The sequence below is a fragment of the Arthrobacter sp. 7Tela_A1 genome (assembly GCF_049311065.1).
Taxonomy (GTDB): Bacteria; Actinomycetota; Actinomycetes; order Actinomycetales; family Micrococcaceae; genus Arthrobacter_B.
The window spans coordinates 36,410-52,362 of record NZ_JAXIOO010000019.1; the positions used below are offsets into that span (position 1 = coordinate 36,410).

The window sequence follows — 15,953 nt, forward strand, 5'->3', positions numbered from 1 at the left end:
CGTACCTGTGATCGCAGTCACCGCTAGGGGGTAGGGTCTCTGGATGTGTCGGGGGCAACGTGATCTACTATGGTCAGACCACATGACCCCGGGGTTCTCCCCGTCGAGAGGCAGCCATGAGAATCGCACTATTCGCCACCTGCATCGTGGATGCCATGTATCCGCGGACAGCCCGGGCCACCGTGGCCATCCTTGAGCGGCTGGGCCACCAGGTCGTCTTCCCCGCTGGCCAGGCGTGCTGCGGCCAGATGCACGTCAATTCCGGCTACCTGCCCGAGGCCGTGCCGGTGGTCCGCAACCATGTGGCGGCCTTCAATCCCGCGGACTACGACGTCGCCGTCGCGCCTTCCGGTTCCTGCGTCGGGTCCGTGAAGCACCAGCATCCGATGGTCGCCCGTTCTGCCGGGGACAAGGAACTCGAGGCCCAGGCCGAAGCCGTTGGAGCCAAGACCTACGAACTCTCCGAACTGCTGACCGACGTCCTGGGCGTCACCAACGCGGCCGAGCAGCTCGGCTCCTGGTTCCCGCACACCATCACCTACCACCCGAGCTGCCACGGCATGCGCCTGCTGCGCCTGGGCGACCGCCAGCTGAACCTGCTCTCCAGCGTCGGCGGAATCGAAGTGGCGGAGCTTCCCCAGGCGGACCAGTGCTGCGGGTTCGGCGGAACGTTCTCGCTGAAGAATGCCGACGTCTCCTCGGCGATGCTCGCGGACAAGGCTGCCAACATCAAAGCCACCGGCGCCTCGCTCTGTTCCGGCGGGGACGCGTCCTGCCTGCTGCACATCGGCGGCGGACTTTCCCGCGAAGGCAGTGATGTGACCACGCTGCACTTCGCTGAAATCCTGGCCAGTACCCGGGAGAATCCGATATCCGTCACCGGCGACGTCCTGGTCAGCGGAAAGGCTGCACGATGAGCACTTACCTGGGCATGCCCATGCTTCCCGCCTACGGCCGGGGGAACCTGAATGCCGTCGAATCCTTCCCCTCCGCGGCCCGGAAGGAACTGGCCAACGAACAGCTCCGCGCCAATCTGGGCCACGCCACCCACACCATCCGGGACAAGCGGCTGCGGGTTGTGGGGGAACTGCCGGACTGGGAGGACCTGCGGGATGCCGGCAGTGCCGTCAAGGAATCCGTCATGGCCCGGCTGCCTGAGCTGCTGGAGCAGTTCGAAGCCAACTTCACTGCGCGCGGCGGCGTGATCCACTGGGCACGCGACGCCGATGAAGCCAACGAGATTGTCCGCGACCTGATCCGTGCCGAGGGCGTGGACGAGGTCGTGAAGGTCAAGTCGATGGCCACGCAGGAAATTGGCCTGAACGAATACCTCGAAGAGCAGGGCATCGCCGCGTACGAGACCGACCTCGCGGAACTGATTGTCCAGCTCGACCATGACAAGCCAAGCCACATCCTGGTCCCGGCCATCCACAAGAACCGCACCCAGGTGCGGGACATCTTCCTGCGCGAAATGCCGGGAGTTGACCCGGAGCTCACCAATGAGCCGGCCAAGCTGGCCGAGGCCGCGCGGTCCCACCTGCGGCGGAAATTCCTGTCCGCCAAGGTGGCAGTCTCCGGCGCCAACTTCGCCATCGCCGACGCAGGGACGCTCGCCGTCGTCGAATCCGAAGGCAACGGGCGCATGTGCCTGACGCTGCCGGAAACGCTGATCACCGTGATGGGGGTGGAGAAGCTGCTTCCGACGTGGCAGGACCTGGAAGTCTTCATGCAGCTGCTGCCGCGGTCCTCCACCGGTGAGCGGATGAATCCCTACACCTCGCTCTGGACCGGCGTCACCGAGGGCGACGGACCGCAGAACGTGCACCTGGTGCTGGTGGACAACGGGCGCAGTGCTGCGCTGGCGGATGAGATGGGCCGTTCGGCACTGCACTGCATCCGCTGCAGCGCCTGCATGAACGTCTGTCCGGTTTACGAGCGGACCGGCGGCCACGCGTACGGTTCCACCTACCCGGGGCCGATCGGTGCCATCCTCTCGCCGCTGATGACCGGCATTAAGTCCGAGGAAAACAACTCGCTGCCGTATGCTTCCTCGCTGTGCGGTGCGTGCTACGACGCCTGCCCGGTGAAGATCAACATTCCGGAGATCCTGGTGCACCTGCGCTCGGTGGACGTTGACAGCAAACGCGGCAAGAAGGTGCCCACCCAGATGGACCTGCTGATGAAGGGTGCCTCCTGGGCGTTCTCCCGCGGCCGCAACCTGGGACTGCTGGAAAAGGGCCTGCCGCTGGGCAAGCTCGCCGCCGGCCGGAAGCACAAGATCACCAAGCTGCCCGGCATCGCCGCCGGCTGGACCCAGAGCCGGGACATTCCGGCACCTCCCGCCCAGTCCTTCCGGGACTGGTGGGCGAAAGAACACGAGGCTCCGTCAGCGGACGCAGCACAGAGGGAGAAGCAGGCATGAGCGCTCGCGAAGAGATCCTGGAACGGCTCCGCGGTGCGCTGAAGGATGCACCGGTGGTCCCCGAGGTGCCGCGTACCTACCGCACCGCCGTCGACGCGCCCGAGGAGGAACGCATCAGCGTGCTGGTGGACCGGCTGAAGGATTACAAGGCGGGCGTCACCGTGGTGGACGAGGCCGGTGTTGGTCCCCGGATCGCAGAACTGCTCGACGGCGCCGCCAGTTACGTGGTGCCTGCCGGCATTGAGGAAGCCTGGCTGGCTGATGCAGAGGCGGCCGGACCGGGACGGCGGCGCACTGACTCCCGCACCGAGCCGCTGAGCGTTGCCGCACTGGACGCCACGTCTGCCGTGGTCACCGGCAGCGCAGTGTCCGTGGCGGAAACCGGAACCATCATCCTGGACGGCAGCGATGGCATGGGCCGGCGCGCCATCTCCCTGATCCCGGACCACCACGTGTGTGTTGTCCGGGCCTCGGATATCACCATGATCCTGCCTGAGGCACTTCGGCGCCTGGACGGCACCCGGCCGCTGACCTGGATCAGCGGGCCGAGCGCCACCAGCGATATTGAGCTTGAACGAGTTGAGGGCGTACACGGTCCGCGCACCCTGGATGTGATCATCGTCCGCAGCGCTTAGCGGCCGGGCACAGGGCGAACGGTCAGGAACCGGTGTAACCGGTGCGCCAGCCGCCCTTGTAGTCCTTGCGCACGGTCTCGGAATACGGCACCGGGCTGACCACGGCACGCACTTCCAGCTGGCGGTGCGGCTCCACCGTGGTCTTGGCGGTGCCGCCGTCCGGCTCGCCCCAGACCACGCGCAGTTCGCTGCCCTCCGGAACATCCGGGTTCACCGTTGCCAGGGAGAGCCCGCGGCGCTCATTCGCGGAGTAGCCCGTGAACATTGAAACGCCCACCACGTTGCCGTCGGCGTCAATCACCGAGTCGTAGTTCGAGGATCCGTAGTTGGCCAGCGGCAGGTCGAAGGACTTGTACGGCGTCTGCTCCGTGTCCAGCTGGGACGTGAAGATCCGCCCCAGGTCTTCGGCGTTCCAGGCGAGTGTCACCTTGCGGCGCTGTGCGGCCGGGTCCATGGCTTCGAGTGCCTCGCGGCCAATGAAATCGTGGTCGAACTTCACGAAGGATCCGTAGCCCAGCTCCCAGGGAGTGAGGTAGTAGTCCTCGATGTTCTCCGAGACAAAACTGCCGGCGACGGCGTTGGTCGCCTCGTAGCTGTCCGCACCCAGCCATTCGCGGTACGGACGCAGCCGTTCGTCGGTGTAGATGGCCGGCAGCGGGGAGGGGATCCACCCGGATTCGAGGGTGTTGGACGGGTACGCCCGGGCGCCCACTGCGGCCATGCCGAACTCGGCGCCGGCCTCCATCAGCGCATCCCGGACCTTGTCATAGGAGGCGTAGTCGCCCCAGATCTCAAGCCCGGGTGCGCCGGCCATGCCGTGCCGGAGCGTGCGTACCTGCTCGCCGGCAATGTTCATGGTGTCCATGTTGAAGAATTTGAGCTGCTCCAGTGACCCGCCGTTGACCTTCTCGATGATGGACCAGGCGTTGGGTCCCTGGATCTGGAACCGCCAGTAGCGCCGGCTCACGGGTTTGCCCATGGGGCGCGAGGGCGAGCGGCGGTCCGCCTCGATCTCCAGGTTGTAGCCGCCGGTTTCGGCGTTGAACAGCAGCCAGTTGGCGGCGGGCGCCCGGCCGACGTAGACGTATTCGTCCTCGTCCTGGTGGAAGAGAATGCCGTCGCCGATCACGTGACCGGACGGCGTCGTCGGGACATACTGCTTGGCCTTGTTGACCGGAAAGTTCGCCACGCTGTTGATGGCCGTGTCCGAGATCAGCTTGAGTGCGTCAGGGCCCTTGAGGAATACGTTGTCCATATGGTGCGACTGGTCGAACAGGACGGCGGTCTCGCGCCAGGCGCGCTGCTCACTGCGCCAGTTCGTGAATTCGGGCGCGACGACGGGGTAGATATATGCGCCGATCTGCGAGTTGCGCAGGTGGTCGACGACTCCCTGGGACGCATCCAGGACTTCCTGCAGATTCTTTGGTGCCACGGTGAACCTCTGTTTCTGTGGGACGGGGATCCGGACTGCTCCGGTGCGCCGACCCTATATCTATACGGATAGGTATGTCGAGACCCCGCTGCCGGCATGCTGGCCATTGCCTAACCGGATGGATAATGTGTGCTGTGTCACATCCCCTGGCGCGTCAGTTCGCGCCTAATCGAGGAGATCACATGAAAAAACTGCTCGCAGCAGCGGCAATGACGGCGCTGCTCGGCCTGACGGCGTGCGGATCCGGTTCGCTCTCTGATTCCGAGGAGACGGAAGCCTCCGGGGCCGCGGCGGAAGGGACAACCGCCATCGAGGTCGGTGTCATCCCCATCGTCGATGTTGCACCGATCTACCTCGGCGTGGACGAAGGGCTTTTCGAAGACGAGGGCCTGGACGTCACCCTGACCTTGGCGCAGGGCGGCGCTGCCATTGTTCCCGCCGTGACATCCGGCCAGATGGACTTTGGCTTCTCCAACATCACGTCCATGATCGTCGGCCGCTCGAAGGGACTGCCTGTGCACATGGTCGCGGCAGGACCGTCCTCCACTGGAAATACGGAGGAGGACTTCGCAGCCGTCATGAGCATGCCGGAGAGCGGCATCAAGACCACGGCGGATCTGGCGGGCAAGAAAATCGGCGTGAACACGCTGAACAACATTTCAGATTCGACCATCTCCGAGGCCGTCAAGGAAGCCGGCGGGGACTACGAGAGCATCGAGTTCGTCGAGATTCCGTTCCCGGAGCTCGCCGGCCAGCTCGCGGCCGGAACCGTGGACGCGATTGCCGCCGTCGAGCCCTTCGTCACCATTGCCGAAGCCGAAGGTGCCGTGCCCGTGTTTTCCAACTACGCCGAACCGGTGGATGACCTGACCGTGGCGGTGTACTTCGCCTCCGACCAGTACGCCCAGGAAAATCCGGAGATTGTCGAGAAGTTCGTCCGTGCCATCAAGGCCTCGCAGGAGTTCGCGGAGCAGAACCCGGACAAGGTCCGCGCGATCCTTCCCACGTACACCTCGCTGAAGCCGGAAGTCATTGAACAGCTGACCCTGCCGAAGTACGGCACCGAGGTGAACCGTGCTTCCGTCGAGGAGGTTGCGCAGATTTCCCTGGACCGCGGACTGGTCGAGGAGATCCCGAACATGGATGAGCTGCTGCCGGCCAACTAGTTTCCCGGCAGTGCAACTAATTTCCCGGCAGTGTCCGGGACTTTCGGGGTTAGTTAGGCTCCCTGGAAGTCCCGGACCCACTCCGCGGTGGCCCGCAGGCCGCCAAAGGTATAGAAGTGCAGCTGGACCACTCCGTGGCGTGCCGGATCATACGCCGCATCCAGGTCGTGGATGAAGCGGTCCGGTCCGGCAGTACCCAGCAGGTTGGCCAGGGAGAACCCGTACTTTTGGGCGATTCCGGCGGAGGTGCCGACACCAAACCGCCGGGCATAGCCCAGGAGCCGCTTGATGCCTGCCGGGCCCGGAACACCGATCCGGACGGGCGCCTCGATCCCGCGGCCGCGCAGTTCTTCCAGCCAGGCCAGGACAGGCGCGGTGTCAAAGCCGAACTGGGTGATGATCGAGGCCTCGAGCCCCTGGTCAGCCAGGGACGCGAGCTTGCCTTCGAGCGAGGACCACAGAGTTGGAGTTCCAATGTCGGGGTGGCCTTCCGGATATCCCGCGATGCTGACGTGCCGGGCACCGAACGCCGCGGGAAGCCCCGAAGCGATGACGGCCAGGGAGTCCTCGTACGGACCCATGGGCTCGGCAGGATCACCGGCCACCACGAACACATTCTCCACCGTCCCCGCCTCAGCCAGGGCGCCCAGGAACTTCTCCAGCTCGGCTGCGGAGCCGAGCCGGCGGGCGGAGATGTGCGGGACGGGGACGTGTCCGGCGGCCTTCACCGCAGCGGCCGCCGCCAGGCGCATGGGCAGATCCTCGTTGCCGAGGAACGTGACGTTGACCCGGGTGCCCGGAGGCAGCACATCCTGGGCCTCATGCAGTGCCGGGATGTCCTTGCCGGTCATCTCCACGGAAAAACCGGACAGCAGGCGGCTCGGGGCCGGATCCAGTGCGCTCATGCGGAACACCCTAGCCAGCCCGGGTGCCAGGTGTCCACGAATCGACTAGAACCGGGAAGAACTGCCGGATCCGCTGAAGCTGCCGCCGCTGGCGCCATAGCCGCTGGCGGACCCGGACGCAGCACTCCGGGCCGACTCGATGCTGCTGCTGCCGGAGGAAACGCCGGAGCTGAACGCGCTGACGGTCCAGAGGTAATTCGGGTAGGCCGTATCCAGGATGCTGGGCCGGTATCCGTCCCGGTAGCGGCGGGGACGGTCGCGGGACTCCTCCAGCGCCTCCCGCATGAGCTCGCGTTCAGCGTCATCCTCTGCTGCCTCAGCGATCACCGTCTCGGCGTGGTTCTTCAGCAGCACAGCCAGTTCGCTGCCGGCGTCGTGCAGGACGTCCAGGGCCTGTTCGGGAGTGAGGGACTCCTCTGCCAGGCCGGCTGCAGCAGCCTGGAGCCGGCGGCGGCAGTGGGTCCGGAACGCCAGGAGCGCAGCGGCCGTGGCGGAGTCCTTCCCGGTTTTGTCCTCTAAGAGCTCGTCAAGTTTGTCCAGTTCCTCCAGCAGCGGCGCTACCTGCCGGTCCCAGGCAGCCTCCCAGCCAGGGGCCATATTCAGCAGGGTGTTCGTATCGGCAATGACGTCGTCAATGCCGTCAAGGGCAGCGGAGAGTTCGGCGAATTCCTCCACCGGTTTGGTGCTGCCGCGGCGGCGCAGGTCTTTTTCCGACAGGGCGCGGACCTGGTTTCCCAGCTCAGTGGCGGTGTTGTAGCGCGCCATGAAGGTGCGATATTCCTCCAGTACCCGTGCGCCGTAGGTGGAGCTGTCCGGGATGGTCCGGGCGTTGACCTCGGTAGCGTCCAGGTCCATGCTCACGCTGGAGTAGGAGCGCTCGGCCGCGGCGATCAGTTTCCGGTTGGCTGCCAGCCGCTTCCGCCGCGTCGTGATGACCGCCAACCAGACAGCTGCCGCCACGAGCACGATTCCTCCGGCCAGGACCCAGAGGGCAGGGTTCAGGTACCAGGGCCGGTTAATCAGCTTCGCAGCTTCCTCCACGCCGGCAAGAGTGCCGTCCGTCCACTGGGCGTCGGCGAAGTACTCGCCCGCTTCCTCCCGGATGTCCTCGGCTGCTCCACTGTCCACTTTCCGGTCTTCGCCGAAGTACGTTCCGATCCACCGGCCCTCGGGGTCCAGGGAGAAGATGAACAAACCATCCGCCCATTTCTGCCCGTCGGCACTGATCCACTCCGGATGCTCTTCCCGGGCGTAACGGAGCGTTTCCTCATTCATGAACGTGTCGCCGTCGTCGAACTCCCGTCCCGGCTCACTGCGGAAGGTGTAGATCGCCACTGTCGTTGGGTCGCGGAACTGGACCCCTTCGAGGGCGGGCAGGAGCGTGTTGAGGTCGAGGACTCCGGCGGTGTCATCCACCACGATGTCATCCGGTTCGACGGCGGCGGCCGGCGAAGCGGGCACCGCGAACGCCAGCAGCATGGTCAGGGCGAGCAGCAGGAAACGGCGCATGGGTCCTCACAGAAGGTCGGTTACGTGGACGGCCGGGGGAGGGTTCCGGCCGCCGGGCGTGCGCTGGACATGCCGGAAAGTATGCCATCCTGCCCCACCACCGACACCAGGAACGTCTGGGTCTCATCCAGGACGGCACCGGCTTCGGGGCGGGAAAACTGGAACTGCGCCTCGTGCGGCAGGGCCGGCGAGAGGCCGGGCCAGAACCTGCGCGTCACGGGGACGCCCAGGGATTCCAGGCGGTTGGCGAAGGGAACGGACTGCGTGAGGGTGAGGCCGTCGCCGTTGCCGCCGGAGATAAAGGCTGGCGGAAAGTCCGGCGTGGCATGCTCCAGGACGGACATGTGGTCCGCGGCGGCAGTGCGGGCGAAGTCCCGGGTGCCGGTGTAAGCCCAGAGTGCCGTGCGGAAGCCCCATCCCAGGATTCCGGTCAACTCGGACATGGCCTTCAAGTCGTAGACACCGCAGTGCAGCACCGCACCGCGCAGGTGCTTTCGGGGCAGGGTGGGGGAGAACCCCAGGGCAGCAGCGTACTCAGGGGCGGAAACAGCCGCAGTCAGCTGGGCAGCGAGCTGGGCGCCGGCGGAGTCACCGGCAATGACCACACGCCTCATATCCAGCCCGTACTGGCCGGCGTGCTCCTCCAGGAAGCGAAGCGCGGAATCGAGCTGGTTCAGTGCCACGGGATAGCGGGCACCCGGGGCAACGGAATAGTCGACGCCGACGGCGGCGAAGCCCCGGCCCGCCAGCATCCTCAGGTAGGGGGCGACGTCGCGGCGGGAACCGGAAATCCACGCCCCGCCGTGGATCCAGAAAACCACAGGGACAAGTCCCGTCCGATCGGGCGGAAGGTAGAGGTCCAGGCGCCGGGTGCCGCCGTCGGCCTGGTACTTCAGTGCCCGGTGTTCGGTGACTTCCGGGGCATAAGGCGCCATTTGCGCCACCAGCTGCTGTGCGCCGCGGTAGAAGACTCCCCGGATCAGCAGGGCCGCCGGCCAGGGAGAGAGCAGCAGCGCCGCCGATGCTGCAGCGGCCAACGGGAAGGGCCACAGTCGGCGGGCGCGGGGCATAGGCACCTCTCCAGCGTAGTTGAGCGGGACTTCCGGCAGCATTTTCCGGGGAAATGTGTCGCGGATCATATACAATCCGAGAGAGCCGCCAAGGAGCGGGCCAGCGTTTTCCCCGAAAGTGGTGCAGTTACGTGCTCGACAAGGAAACCATAGAGAAGATCGCCGATGAACTGGTGCAGGCAAGTGCCAGCCGCACTCCGGTGCCCCGGCTGACCACACGGTACCCGGACATGACCGTGGAGGACTCCTACGCCGTACAGGGAGTCTGGAGCCGGCGCATGCAGGAGGGCGGGCGCAAGCTGGTGGGCCGCAAGATCGGCCTGACGTCAAAGGCGATGCAGGCAGCCACCGGCATCACCGAGCCCGACTACGGCGTCATCTTCGACAACATGGTCCTGGAAAACGGCTGCACCGTGAAGTGGGATGCCTATACGCATCCCCGGATCGAGGTGGAACTGGCGTTTGTGCTGGGCAAACCGCTTTCCGGCCCCAACTGCTCCATCTTCGACGTGCTGGACGCCACCGAGTATGTGGTTCCTGCCCTGGAGATCCTGGACTCCCGCATTGAAATGGAAGGCCGGACGATCGTGGATACGATCTCCGACAACGCCGCGATGGGCGCGATGGTGGTGGGTGGACGCCCGGTCAAGGTTGACGACGTCGACCTGCGCTGGGTCGCTGCGCTGCTCTACAAGAACCAGACCATCGAGGAGACCGGCGTCGCCGCAGGCGTGCTGAACCATCCCGCCGCGGGTGTCTATTGGCTTGCCAACAAGCTTGCGGCCCACGGAACCACCCTCGAAGCCGGAGAGATCATCCTCGCCGGGTCCTTCACACGGCCCATGTGGGTCCACAAGGGAGATACCGTCCATGCCGACTACGGACAGCTGGGGTCGGTGACATGCCGTTTCGAGTAGGACTTCCCGCCCCGTTCAAGGAAGGACTGGGCTCCGGCCGCGCCCGCGTGGGCATGTGGGCCTGCACCGGCAACCCGCTGGTGACCGAGATCTGCGCCGGTTCCGGGCTCGACTGGCTGCTGATCGACGGCGAGCACAGCACCAACAGCCTGGAATCGATCAGTGTCCAGCTGCAGGTGGCCGCCGGGTACCCGATCCAGCCGGTAGTGCGGCTGCCGGCCAATGACACGGTGCTCATCAAGCAGTACCTGGACCTCGGGGCACAGAACCTGCTGATCCCGATGGTGGACGACGCCGGCCAGGCAGCCGCCGCCGTCGCCTCCGTCCGCTATCCGCCCCACGGGGTGCGGGGTGTGGGCAGCGCGCGGGCCCGGGCTGCGCGCTGGAACCGGGTGGAGGGTTACCTGGGCCGCGCCGATGAAACGATCACCCTGCTGGTCCAGGTGGAGACTGCGCGGGCCGTTGCAAACGTCGCTGAGATCGCCGGGACCGATGGCGTGGACGGGATCTTCATCGGCCCCTCGGACCTGGCGGCCTCCATGGGCTACCTCGGCCAGCAGGAGCATCCGGAGGTGGTGGCAGCCGTCGAGCGATGCATCGCCGTGGCGAAGGACCTGGGTGTTCCGGTCGGCGTGAACGCCTTCGCGGAGGCCACCGCGCGGAGGTACCTCGATGCCGGCGTCGACTTCATCCTGGTCGGAGCCGACGTCGCACTCCTTGCCCGCGCCTCAGAGGCGCTGGCGGCGAAATACCTTCCTTCCGATGAGGACGGCGCCGCCCCCGCCAGCTACTAGCGGCGGCTAGATCAGCATTGCCGAGCGGACAGATTCGGCGGCGCCGCTCCCGCCGGCGCCGGAGGAACTGACCCGGCCGGCGGCGAGCACGGAATAGGCATGGGCTGCCTGCAGGGCAAAGCCGATGTGCTGTTCCACCAGCAGGACGTGCATCCCGGGCCGGGCCGCCAGGTTCATGATGGTCTGCTCGATTTCGGCAACCACGTTGGGCTGAATCCCTTCCGTCGGTTCGTCCAGGATCAGCAGCGAAGGTTCGGTGATCAGCGCCCGGGCAATGGCGAGCTGCTGGCGCTGGCCGCCCGAAAGCAGCCCGGCCTGCCGGGAAAGCAGCGGCTTCAGGGCCTGGAACATGTCCAGCGCTTCGTCCAGCAGGGCCGCACCGCGCTTGCGCCCGTCCGCCACGAGGCGCAGGTTCTCCAGCGTGGTCAGCGGCCCGAAGGACTGCTGGCCCTGCGGAACATAGGCCAACCCGCGTGCCACGCGCTGGTGCGGGGGCAGCCGGGAAATGTCCTCGCCGTTAAAAAGGATGGATCCCGCTGACGGTTTAATGATGCCGACGACTGCGCGCACCAAGGTGGTCTTGCCCGCACCGTTGTGGCCGAGCACAGCTGCCACGGATTCGTCCGGGATGGTGAGGCTGACCCCGTGCAGGACTTCGGTGCGTCCGTACCCGGCTTTGAGCTCCTTGACTTCCAGCATCAGTGTCCTTTCGCGGGCGAAGCGCCCAAATAGACTTCCTGTACCCGCGGGTCGGCCTGGACCTCGGCCACGCTGCCCTCGCTGAGGACCCTGCCCCCGGCCAGCACCGTCACCGACGTGGCGTACTCGCGGACAAAGTCCATGTCATGTTCGATCACCAGGGTGATGCGGCTGGCGCCGATGCGGCGCAGCAGCTCGCCGGTCTGCTCACGCTCGTCCTGGCTCATACCGGCGATGGGTTCGTCCAGCAGGAGCAGGTCCGAGTTCTGGACCAGCAGCATGCCGATCTCCAGCCACTGCTTCTGGCCGTGCGCCAGCGTGCCGGCCTGGGCACCGGCAAGGTGTTCCATGCCGATGATTTCCAGCGCCTCTTCGATGGCGGGCTCCACCCCGCGGCGCCGGCGCAGCAGCTGCAGCGGCTTGCGCCCGGAGCCTGCGGCGATGTCCAGGTTCTGCAGTACGGAAAGGTTCTCGAAGACGCTGGCGGTCTGGAAGGTACGGCCAACTCCGAGCTTGGCTATCTGGTGGACCTTCCGGCCAAGGATCTCTGTTCCGGTGTGATTCACGGATCCGGTGGCGGGAACCAGGCCGGTGATGGCGTCGATGATCGTCGTCTTGCCTGCACCGTTCGGGCCAATCAGGAAGCGGAGGTCGCCCTGCGTCACGTCCAGGCTGACGCCGTCGACGGCGGTGAAACCGTCGAATACGACGCGCAGGTCCCGGATTTCCAGGTACTGCGGCCGTCCGCTGCGCCGGCCCCCGGGCTGGGGTTCGCCCTCGGGAAGCAGCGGCTGGGTGGTCGCCTGGGGCGCTGGTGCTGTCTTCATGCGCGGAGCTCCAATGGGGTAGCCGGCGTGGGAGCCGTGGGCGGTGGTTCATGTGGCGCGGCTGGTGCACCGCCGTCGTTGTTTGCGCGTTTCTGCCGGCGCCGGGCGAAGAGTGCCGGCAGGGAGGCGAGCCCGCCGGGAAGGAAACCGACCACGAGGACAAAAAGCAGGCCCTGGAAGTACACCCAGAAGGACGGGAAGGAGGACGCCAGGGAGGACTGGGCGATGGCAACGCCCAGCGCGCCCAGCACGGGTCCGAGCAGGGTGGCCCGGCCGCCGATCGCGACTCCGATCAGGAAGGCGATCGAGGGGGCGACTCCCACGTCTGCCGGCGAAATGATGCCCACGATAGGCACGAACAGCGCTCCTGCGATCCCCGCCATCACCGCGGCGATGACGTAGATGACGGTCTTGATGGTCGCCGGGTCGTATCCCAGGAACCGGACCCGTTCTTCCTGGTCCCGGACGGCGATGAGCAGTTCCCCGAACCGGCTGTGCATCAGCTGACGGGCCACTGCCACGCAGAGCAGGAGGACGACGGCGGCGAGCAGGTAGAGCATGCGCTTGTTGGCGGGGTCGGAGAGGTCGAAGCCCAGGAAGGAACGGAAACCGCTGAGGCCGTTGGAACCGCCGGTCGTAGCCTGCTGGCCGATCAGCCAGACCGCGAACGCCGCCGCGAGGGCCTGGCTGAGGATAGCGAAGTAGGCACCCTTGACGCGGCGCTTGAAGATCGCCAGGCCCAGGGCCGCCGCCACGAAGCCGGGGATGAGGACCACCGCGAGGAGCGTCACCAGCGGACTGCGGAACGGCTCCCACCAGCCTGGGACGGAGCCGGTCCCGTAAAGGGTCATGAAGTCGGGAACACCGGTGCCCCCGAAAAGCGCGGCGTCGGCGAGTTTCATGTGCATGGCCATGATGTAGGCGCCCAGCCCGAAGAACACGCCCTGTCCCAGCGTGAGCATCCCGCCGCGGCCCCAGGCCAGGCCAATGCCGACGGCGACAATTGCGAAACAGATGAACTTCCCGAAGAGGGAGAGGCTGAACACGGGCAGGACGGCCGGCACCACGCCGAGCAGGAGCACCGCGGCGAGGGCGAAACCGGAGAGGACCCCGGTCCGGGAAGAGAAAAAGGATGTGATCCGGGTAGTAGCTGCCCTCATGCCAGGCTCCTCGTCTTGACGGTGAAAATGCCCTGCGGCCGCAGCTGCAGGAAGATGACCACGGCCACCAGGATCAGGACCTTGCCGATGCTGGCAGTGGTGGAGAACTCGAACACGGACTGCAGGACGCCAAGGGTAAAGGCAGCGATCGCGGCTCCCTTGATCTGGCCGATACCGCCGGCCACGACTACCAGGAACGCGTCCACAATGTAGTTCGGGCCGAGGTAGGGGCTGGTGGAGCCGATCAGTGACACTGCCACGCCGGCGATGCCGGCCAGGCCGGACCCGATGAAGAACGTCAGCTGGTCGGTGCGGCGGGAGGAGATGCCGCTGGATTCGGCCAGGTCCCGGTTGACGACGACGGCACGGATCCGGCGGCCGAGCGGCGTTGTCTTGAGCAGCAGCGCCAGTGCCGCCAGGCAGGCCAGCGCCAGCCCCAGGATGAACAGGCGGGTCAGCGGGATCGGTGCTCCCAGCAGTTCCACGTTGCCCTGCAGCCAGGCCGGAACCCGGACGTCGACGCTGGGGGCGCCGAAGATGTCACGGGCTGCCTGCTGCAGGATCAGTGCGACGCCGAAGGTCACCAGCAGGGTGTCCAGCGGCCGGTGGTACATCCGTTTCAGCAGCAGCCCTTCCAGGGCCAGGCCCATTGTTCCGCCCACCACGAAGGCCACCGGAAGGGAGACCAGCAGGGAGGCACCGGCGTCGGCGATGGCCTTCTGCACCACAAACGCGGTGTACGCGCCTGCCATGATGAATTCGCCGTGCGCCATGTTGATGACGCCCATTTGGCCGAACGTCAGGGACAGGCCCAGGGCGGCGAGCAGAAGCACCGACCCGAGGCTGAGCCCGGCGAACATCTGTCCGATGAGGAGTTCCATTCCGGTGGACCTTTCGCGGGGAATGAGCGGTGATGCAAAGGACGGGACGCGCGGCTGCGGCCCCGCTGGCGAAACAGGCCCGGACCGGAAACCGGGCCGGGCCTGTTTCCGGCTTTAGGAGAGGCCGGCAGCCCAGTCGTAGCTCTCGAGGTACGGGTCCGGTTCCACAGCCTCGGGAGCTTCCCAGACCGTCTCGATCAGCCCGTCGGAGGTGATTTTGCCGATCCGGGGGGTCTTGGTGATGTGGTTGTTATCGCCGTTGACCGTCACGGTGCCTTCAGGCGCTTCGAAACTCACGCCGCCGGCCGCGTCCTGGACCTTGTCCACGTCGAAGGATCCGGCCTTTTCCACCATGGCCTTCCAGAGGTACAGGGAGGTGTAGGCCGCTTCCATCGGGTCACTGGTCACGCGGTCCTGCCCGTACTTTTCCTTGAAGGCCGCAACGAAGGCCTGGTTTTCCGGTGTGTCCAGCGTCTGGTAGTAGTCCCAGGCGGTGAGCTGGCCTTCGACGTTCTCCAGGCCAATGCCGGGAACTTCTTCTTCGGCGATGGACACCGAGACCACGGGCATGGTGTCGGCGCTCAGGCCCACGGAGGTGTACTGGCGGAAGAAGGCCACGTTGGAGTCGCCGTTGAGGGTGTTGAAGACTGCGTCCGCGCCCGAGTCCCGGACCTTGTTGACGATCGTGGAGAACTCAGTGGAACCCAGCGGCGTGTATTCCTCGCCGACGATCTCCATGCCGTGGGCCTCGGCGTAGGCGTTGATGATCTTGTTGGCGGTGCGCGGGAAGACGTAATCGCTGCCGACCAGGAACAGGGTCTTGGTGCCCTGCTCGGCCAGGTAGTCCAGGGCCGGGATGATCTGCTGGTTGGTCGTGGCGCCGGTGTAGAAGATGTTGTCGGAGGACTCCAGGCCCTCGTACTGCACCGGGTAGAAGAGCAGGGCGTCGTTGGATTCAAACACCGGGAGCATCGCCTTGCGGGAGGACGACGTCCAGCCGCCGAAGACTGCCGCGGTGCAGTCCTGCTGGATCAGCTTGGCCGCCCGCTCAGCGAACTTGGTCGGTTCGGACGCGCCGTCTTCGCTGATGACTTCCAGCTGCTTGCCCAGGACGCCGCCGTCGGCATTGATCTCCTCGGCGGCCAGTGACAGGGAATCGAAAACGGTGCTTTCGGAGATTGCCATGGTTCCCGAGAGCGAGTTCAGGAACCCGATCTTGATGCTGTCCCCGGAGGTGTCCACGCAGGACGCGGCACTGCTGCTTACGGTGTCGGCCTCGGATTCGCTGATCTGGGAACCACAGCCGGACATGGTCGCCACCACGGCCGCAGCTGCAAACGGGATCAAAGCTCGTTGGAGCGCAATCGATTTCACGGAGCACCTGTTTCGTTGATGCTGCGCTGTACCAGCAGCGCAGACGGTTGGACGGCTTATGCAGCATCAACCTAGGGGACTCATGTTTCGGGTTCCGGGCGCCCGGGTTTCGGTGTTATTTCGTCTTCGGGCTCCCGTTTCGGCCGCGTTTCCGCAGCTGTT

The 15,953-nt window shown here is 66.0% G+C and carries 15 protein-coding genes; 6 read left to right on the forward strand and 9 right to left on the reverse strand.

Going from position 1 to position 15,953, the window contains the following annotated elements; translation table 11 throughout:
- Positions 1-116 precede the first annotated feature (116 nt).
- Genes TVB01_RS09760 through TVB01_RS09770 form a run of 3 tightly spaced genes read left to right on the forward strand, consistent with a single transcriptional unit; the run spans position 117 to position 3,057 of the window.
- Positions 117-917 (forward strand): (Fe-S)-binding protein, encoded by an 801-nt coding sequence (locus TVB01_RS09760; protein WP_422455700.1) that lies wholly within the window; start codon positions 117-119, stop codon positions 915-917.
- Positions 914-2,422: a LutB/LldF family L-lactate oxidation iron-sulfur protein gene (locus TVB01_RS09765; RefSeq protein WP_422455701.1), complete on the forward strand. Its 1,509-nt coding sequence runs from the start codon at positions 914-916 to the stop codon at positions 2,420-2,422. The genes TVB01_RS09760 and TVB01_RS09765 overlap by 4 nt, the downstream gene beginning before the upstream one ends.
- Complete coding sequence (locus tag TVB01_RS09770) at positions 2,419-3,057, forward strand: LutC/YkgG family protein (protein ID WP_422455702.1); 639 nt, start codon at positions 2,419-2,421, stop codon at positions 3,055-3,057. The genes TVB01_RS09765 and TVB01_RS09770 overlap by 4 nt, the downstream gene beginning before the upstream one ends.
- 22 nt (positions 3,058-3,079) lie before the next feature.
- Here the strand turns inward: TVB01_RS09770 and ligM are convergent, their stop codons facing one another.
- Positions 3,080-4,489, reverse strand: coding sequence for a vanillate/3-O-methylgallate O-demethylase (gene ligM / locus TVB01_RS09775; protein ID WP_422455703.1), 1,410 nt, complete (start codon positions 4,487-4,489; stop codon positions 3,080-3,082).
- 182 nt (positions 4,490-4,671) lie between these two features.
- Here ligM and TVB01_RS09780 point away from each other — a divergent pair, with 182 nt between their 5' ends.
- On the forward strand, positions 4,672-5,655 hold the full coding sequence (locus TVB01_RS09780) for an ABC transporter substrate-binding protein (RefSeq protein WP_422455704.1): 984 nt from the start codon (positions 4,672-4,674) through the stop codon (positions 5,653-5,655).
- A gap of 53 nt (positions 5,656-5,708) precedes the next feature.
- Here TVB01_RS09780 and TVB01_RS09785 read toward each other — a convergent pair whose 3' ends face one another.
- Genes TVB01_RS09785 through TVB01_RS09795 form a run of 3 tightly spaced genes read right to left on the reverse strand, consistent with a single transcriptional unit; the run spans position 5,709 to position 9,139 of the window.
- Entirely contained in the window at positions 5,709-6,560 is an 852-nt protein-coding gene (locus TVB01_RS09785) for a methylenetetrahydrofolate reductase (protein ID WP_422455705.1), read from the reverse strand.
- A gap of 45 nt (positions 6,561-6,605) precedes the next feature.
- The gene (locus TVB01_RS09790) at positions 6,606-8,069 is read right to left on the reverse strand and encodes a DUF5129 domain-containing protein (protein WP_422455706.1); all 1,464 of its coding nucleotides are present in this window, start codon (positions 8,067-8,069) and stop codon (positions 6,606-6,608) included.
- A gap of 20 nt (positions 8,070-8,089) precedes the next feature.
- The gene (locus tag TVB01_RS09795) at positions 8,090-9,139 is read right to left on the reverse strand and encodes an alpha/beta hydrolase (protein ID WP_422455723.1); all 1,050 of its coding nucleotides are present in this window, start codon (positions 9,137-9,139) and stop codon (positions 8,090-8,092) included.
- A 131-nt stretch (positions 9,140-9,270) separates the two neighbouring features.
- Between TVB01_RS09795 and hpaH the strand changes: the two genes are divergently transcribed.
- Both hpaH and TVB01_RS09805 read left to right on the forward strand, forming a co-directional pair.
- The gene (hpaH, locus tag TVB01_RS09800; protein WP_422455707.1) at positions 9,271-10,056 is read left to right on the forward strand and encodes a 2-oxo-hept-4-ene-1,7-dioate hydratase; all 786 of its coding nucleotides are present in this window, start codon (positions 9,271-9,273) and stop codon (positions 10,054-10,056) included.
- A complete protein-coding gene (locus tag TVB01_RS09805) occupies positions 10,041-10,850 on the forward strand; it encodes an HpcH/HpaI aldolase family protein (protein ID WP_422455708.1) in 810 nt (269 codons plus the stop codon). The genes hpaH and TVB01_RS09805 overlap by 16 nt, the downstream gene beginning before the upstream one ends.
- A gap of 6 nt (positions 10,851-10,856) precedes the next feature.
- Here the strand turns inward: TVB01_RS09805 and TVB01_RS09810 are convergent, their stop codons facing one another.
- The 5 genes from TVB01_RS09810 to urtA all read right to left on the reverse strand — a co-directional run bounded on the left by TVB01_RS09810 (position 10,857) and on the right by urtA (position 15,791).
- Positions 10,857-11,549: an ATP-binding cassette domain-containing protein gene (locus tag TVB01_RS09810; RefSeq protein ID WP_422455709.1), complete on the reverse strand. Its 693-nt coding sequence runs from the start codon at positions 11,547-11,549 to the stop codon at positions 10,857-10,859.
- Positions 11,549-12,376: an urea ABC transporter ATP-binding protein UrtD gene (urtD, locus tag TVB01_RS09815; RefSeq protein WP_422455710.1), complete on the reverse strand. Its 828-nt coding sequence runs from the start codon at positions 12,374-12,376 to the stop codon at positions 11,549-11,551. Before urtD ends, TVB01_RS09810 begins: the two co-directional genes overlap by 1 nt.
- Complete coding sequence (gene urtC, locus TVB01_RS09820) at positions 12,373-13,536, reverse strand: urea ABC transporter permease subunit UrtC (RefSeq protein ID WP_422455711.1); 1,164 nt, start codon at positions 13,534-13,536, stop codon at positions 12,373-12,375. Before urtC ends, urtD begins: the two co-directional genes overlap by 4 nt.
- The gene (urtB, locus tag TVB01_RS09825; RefSeq protein WP_422455712.1) at positions 13,533-14,417 is read right to left on the reverse strand and encodes an urea ABC transporter permease subunit UrtB; all 885 of its coding nucleotides are present in this window, start codon (positions 14,415-14,417) and stop codon (positions 13,533-13,535) included. Before urtB ends, urtC begins: the two co-directional genes overlap by 4 nt.
- A 114-nt stretch (positions 14,418-14,531) precedes the next feature.
- Positions 14,532-15,791: an urea ABC transporter substrate-binding protein gene (urtA, locus tag TVB01_RS09830; protein ID WP_422455713.1), complete on the reverse strand. Its 1,260-nt coding sequence runs from the start codon at positions 15,789-15,791 to the stop codon at positions 14,532-14,534.
- Positions 15,792-15,953 lie beyond the last annotated feature (162 nt).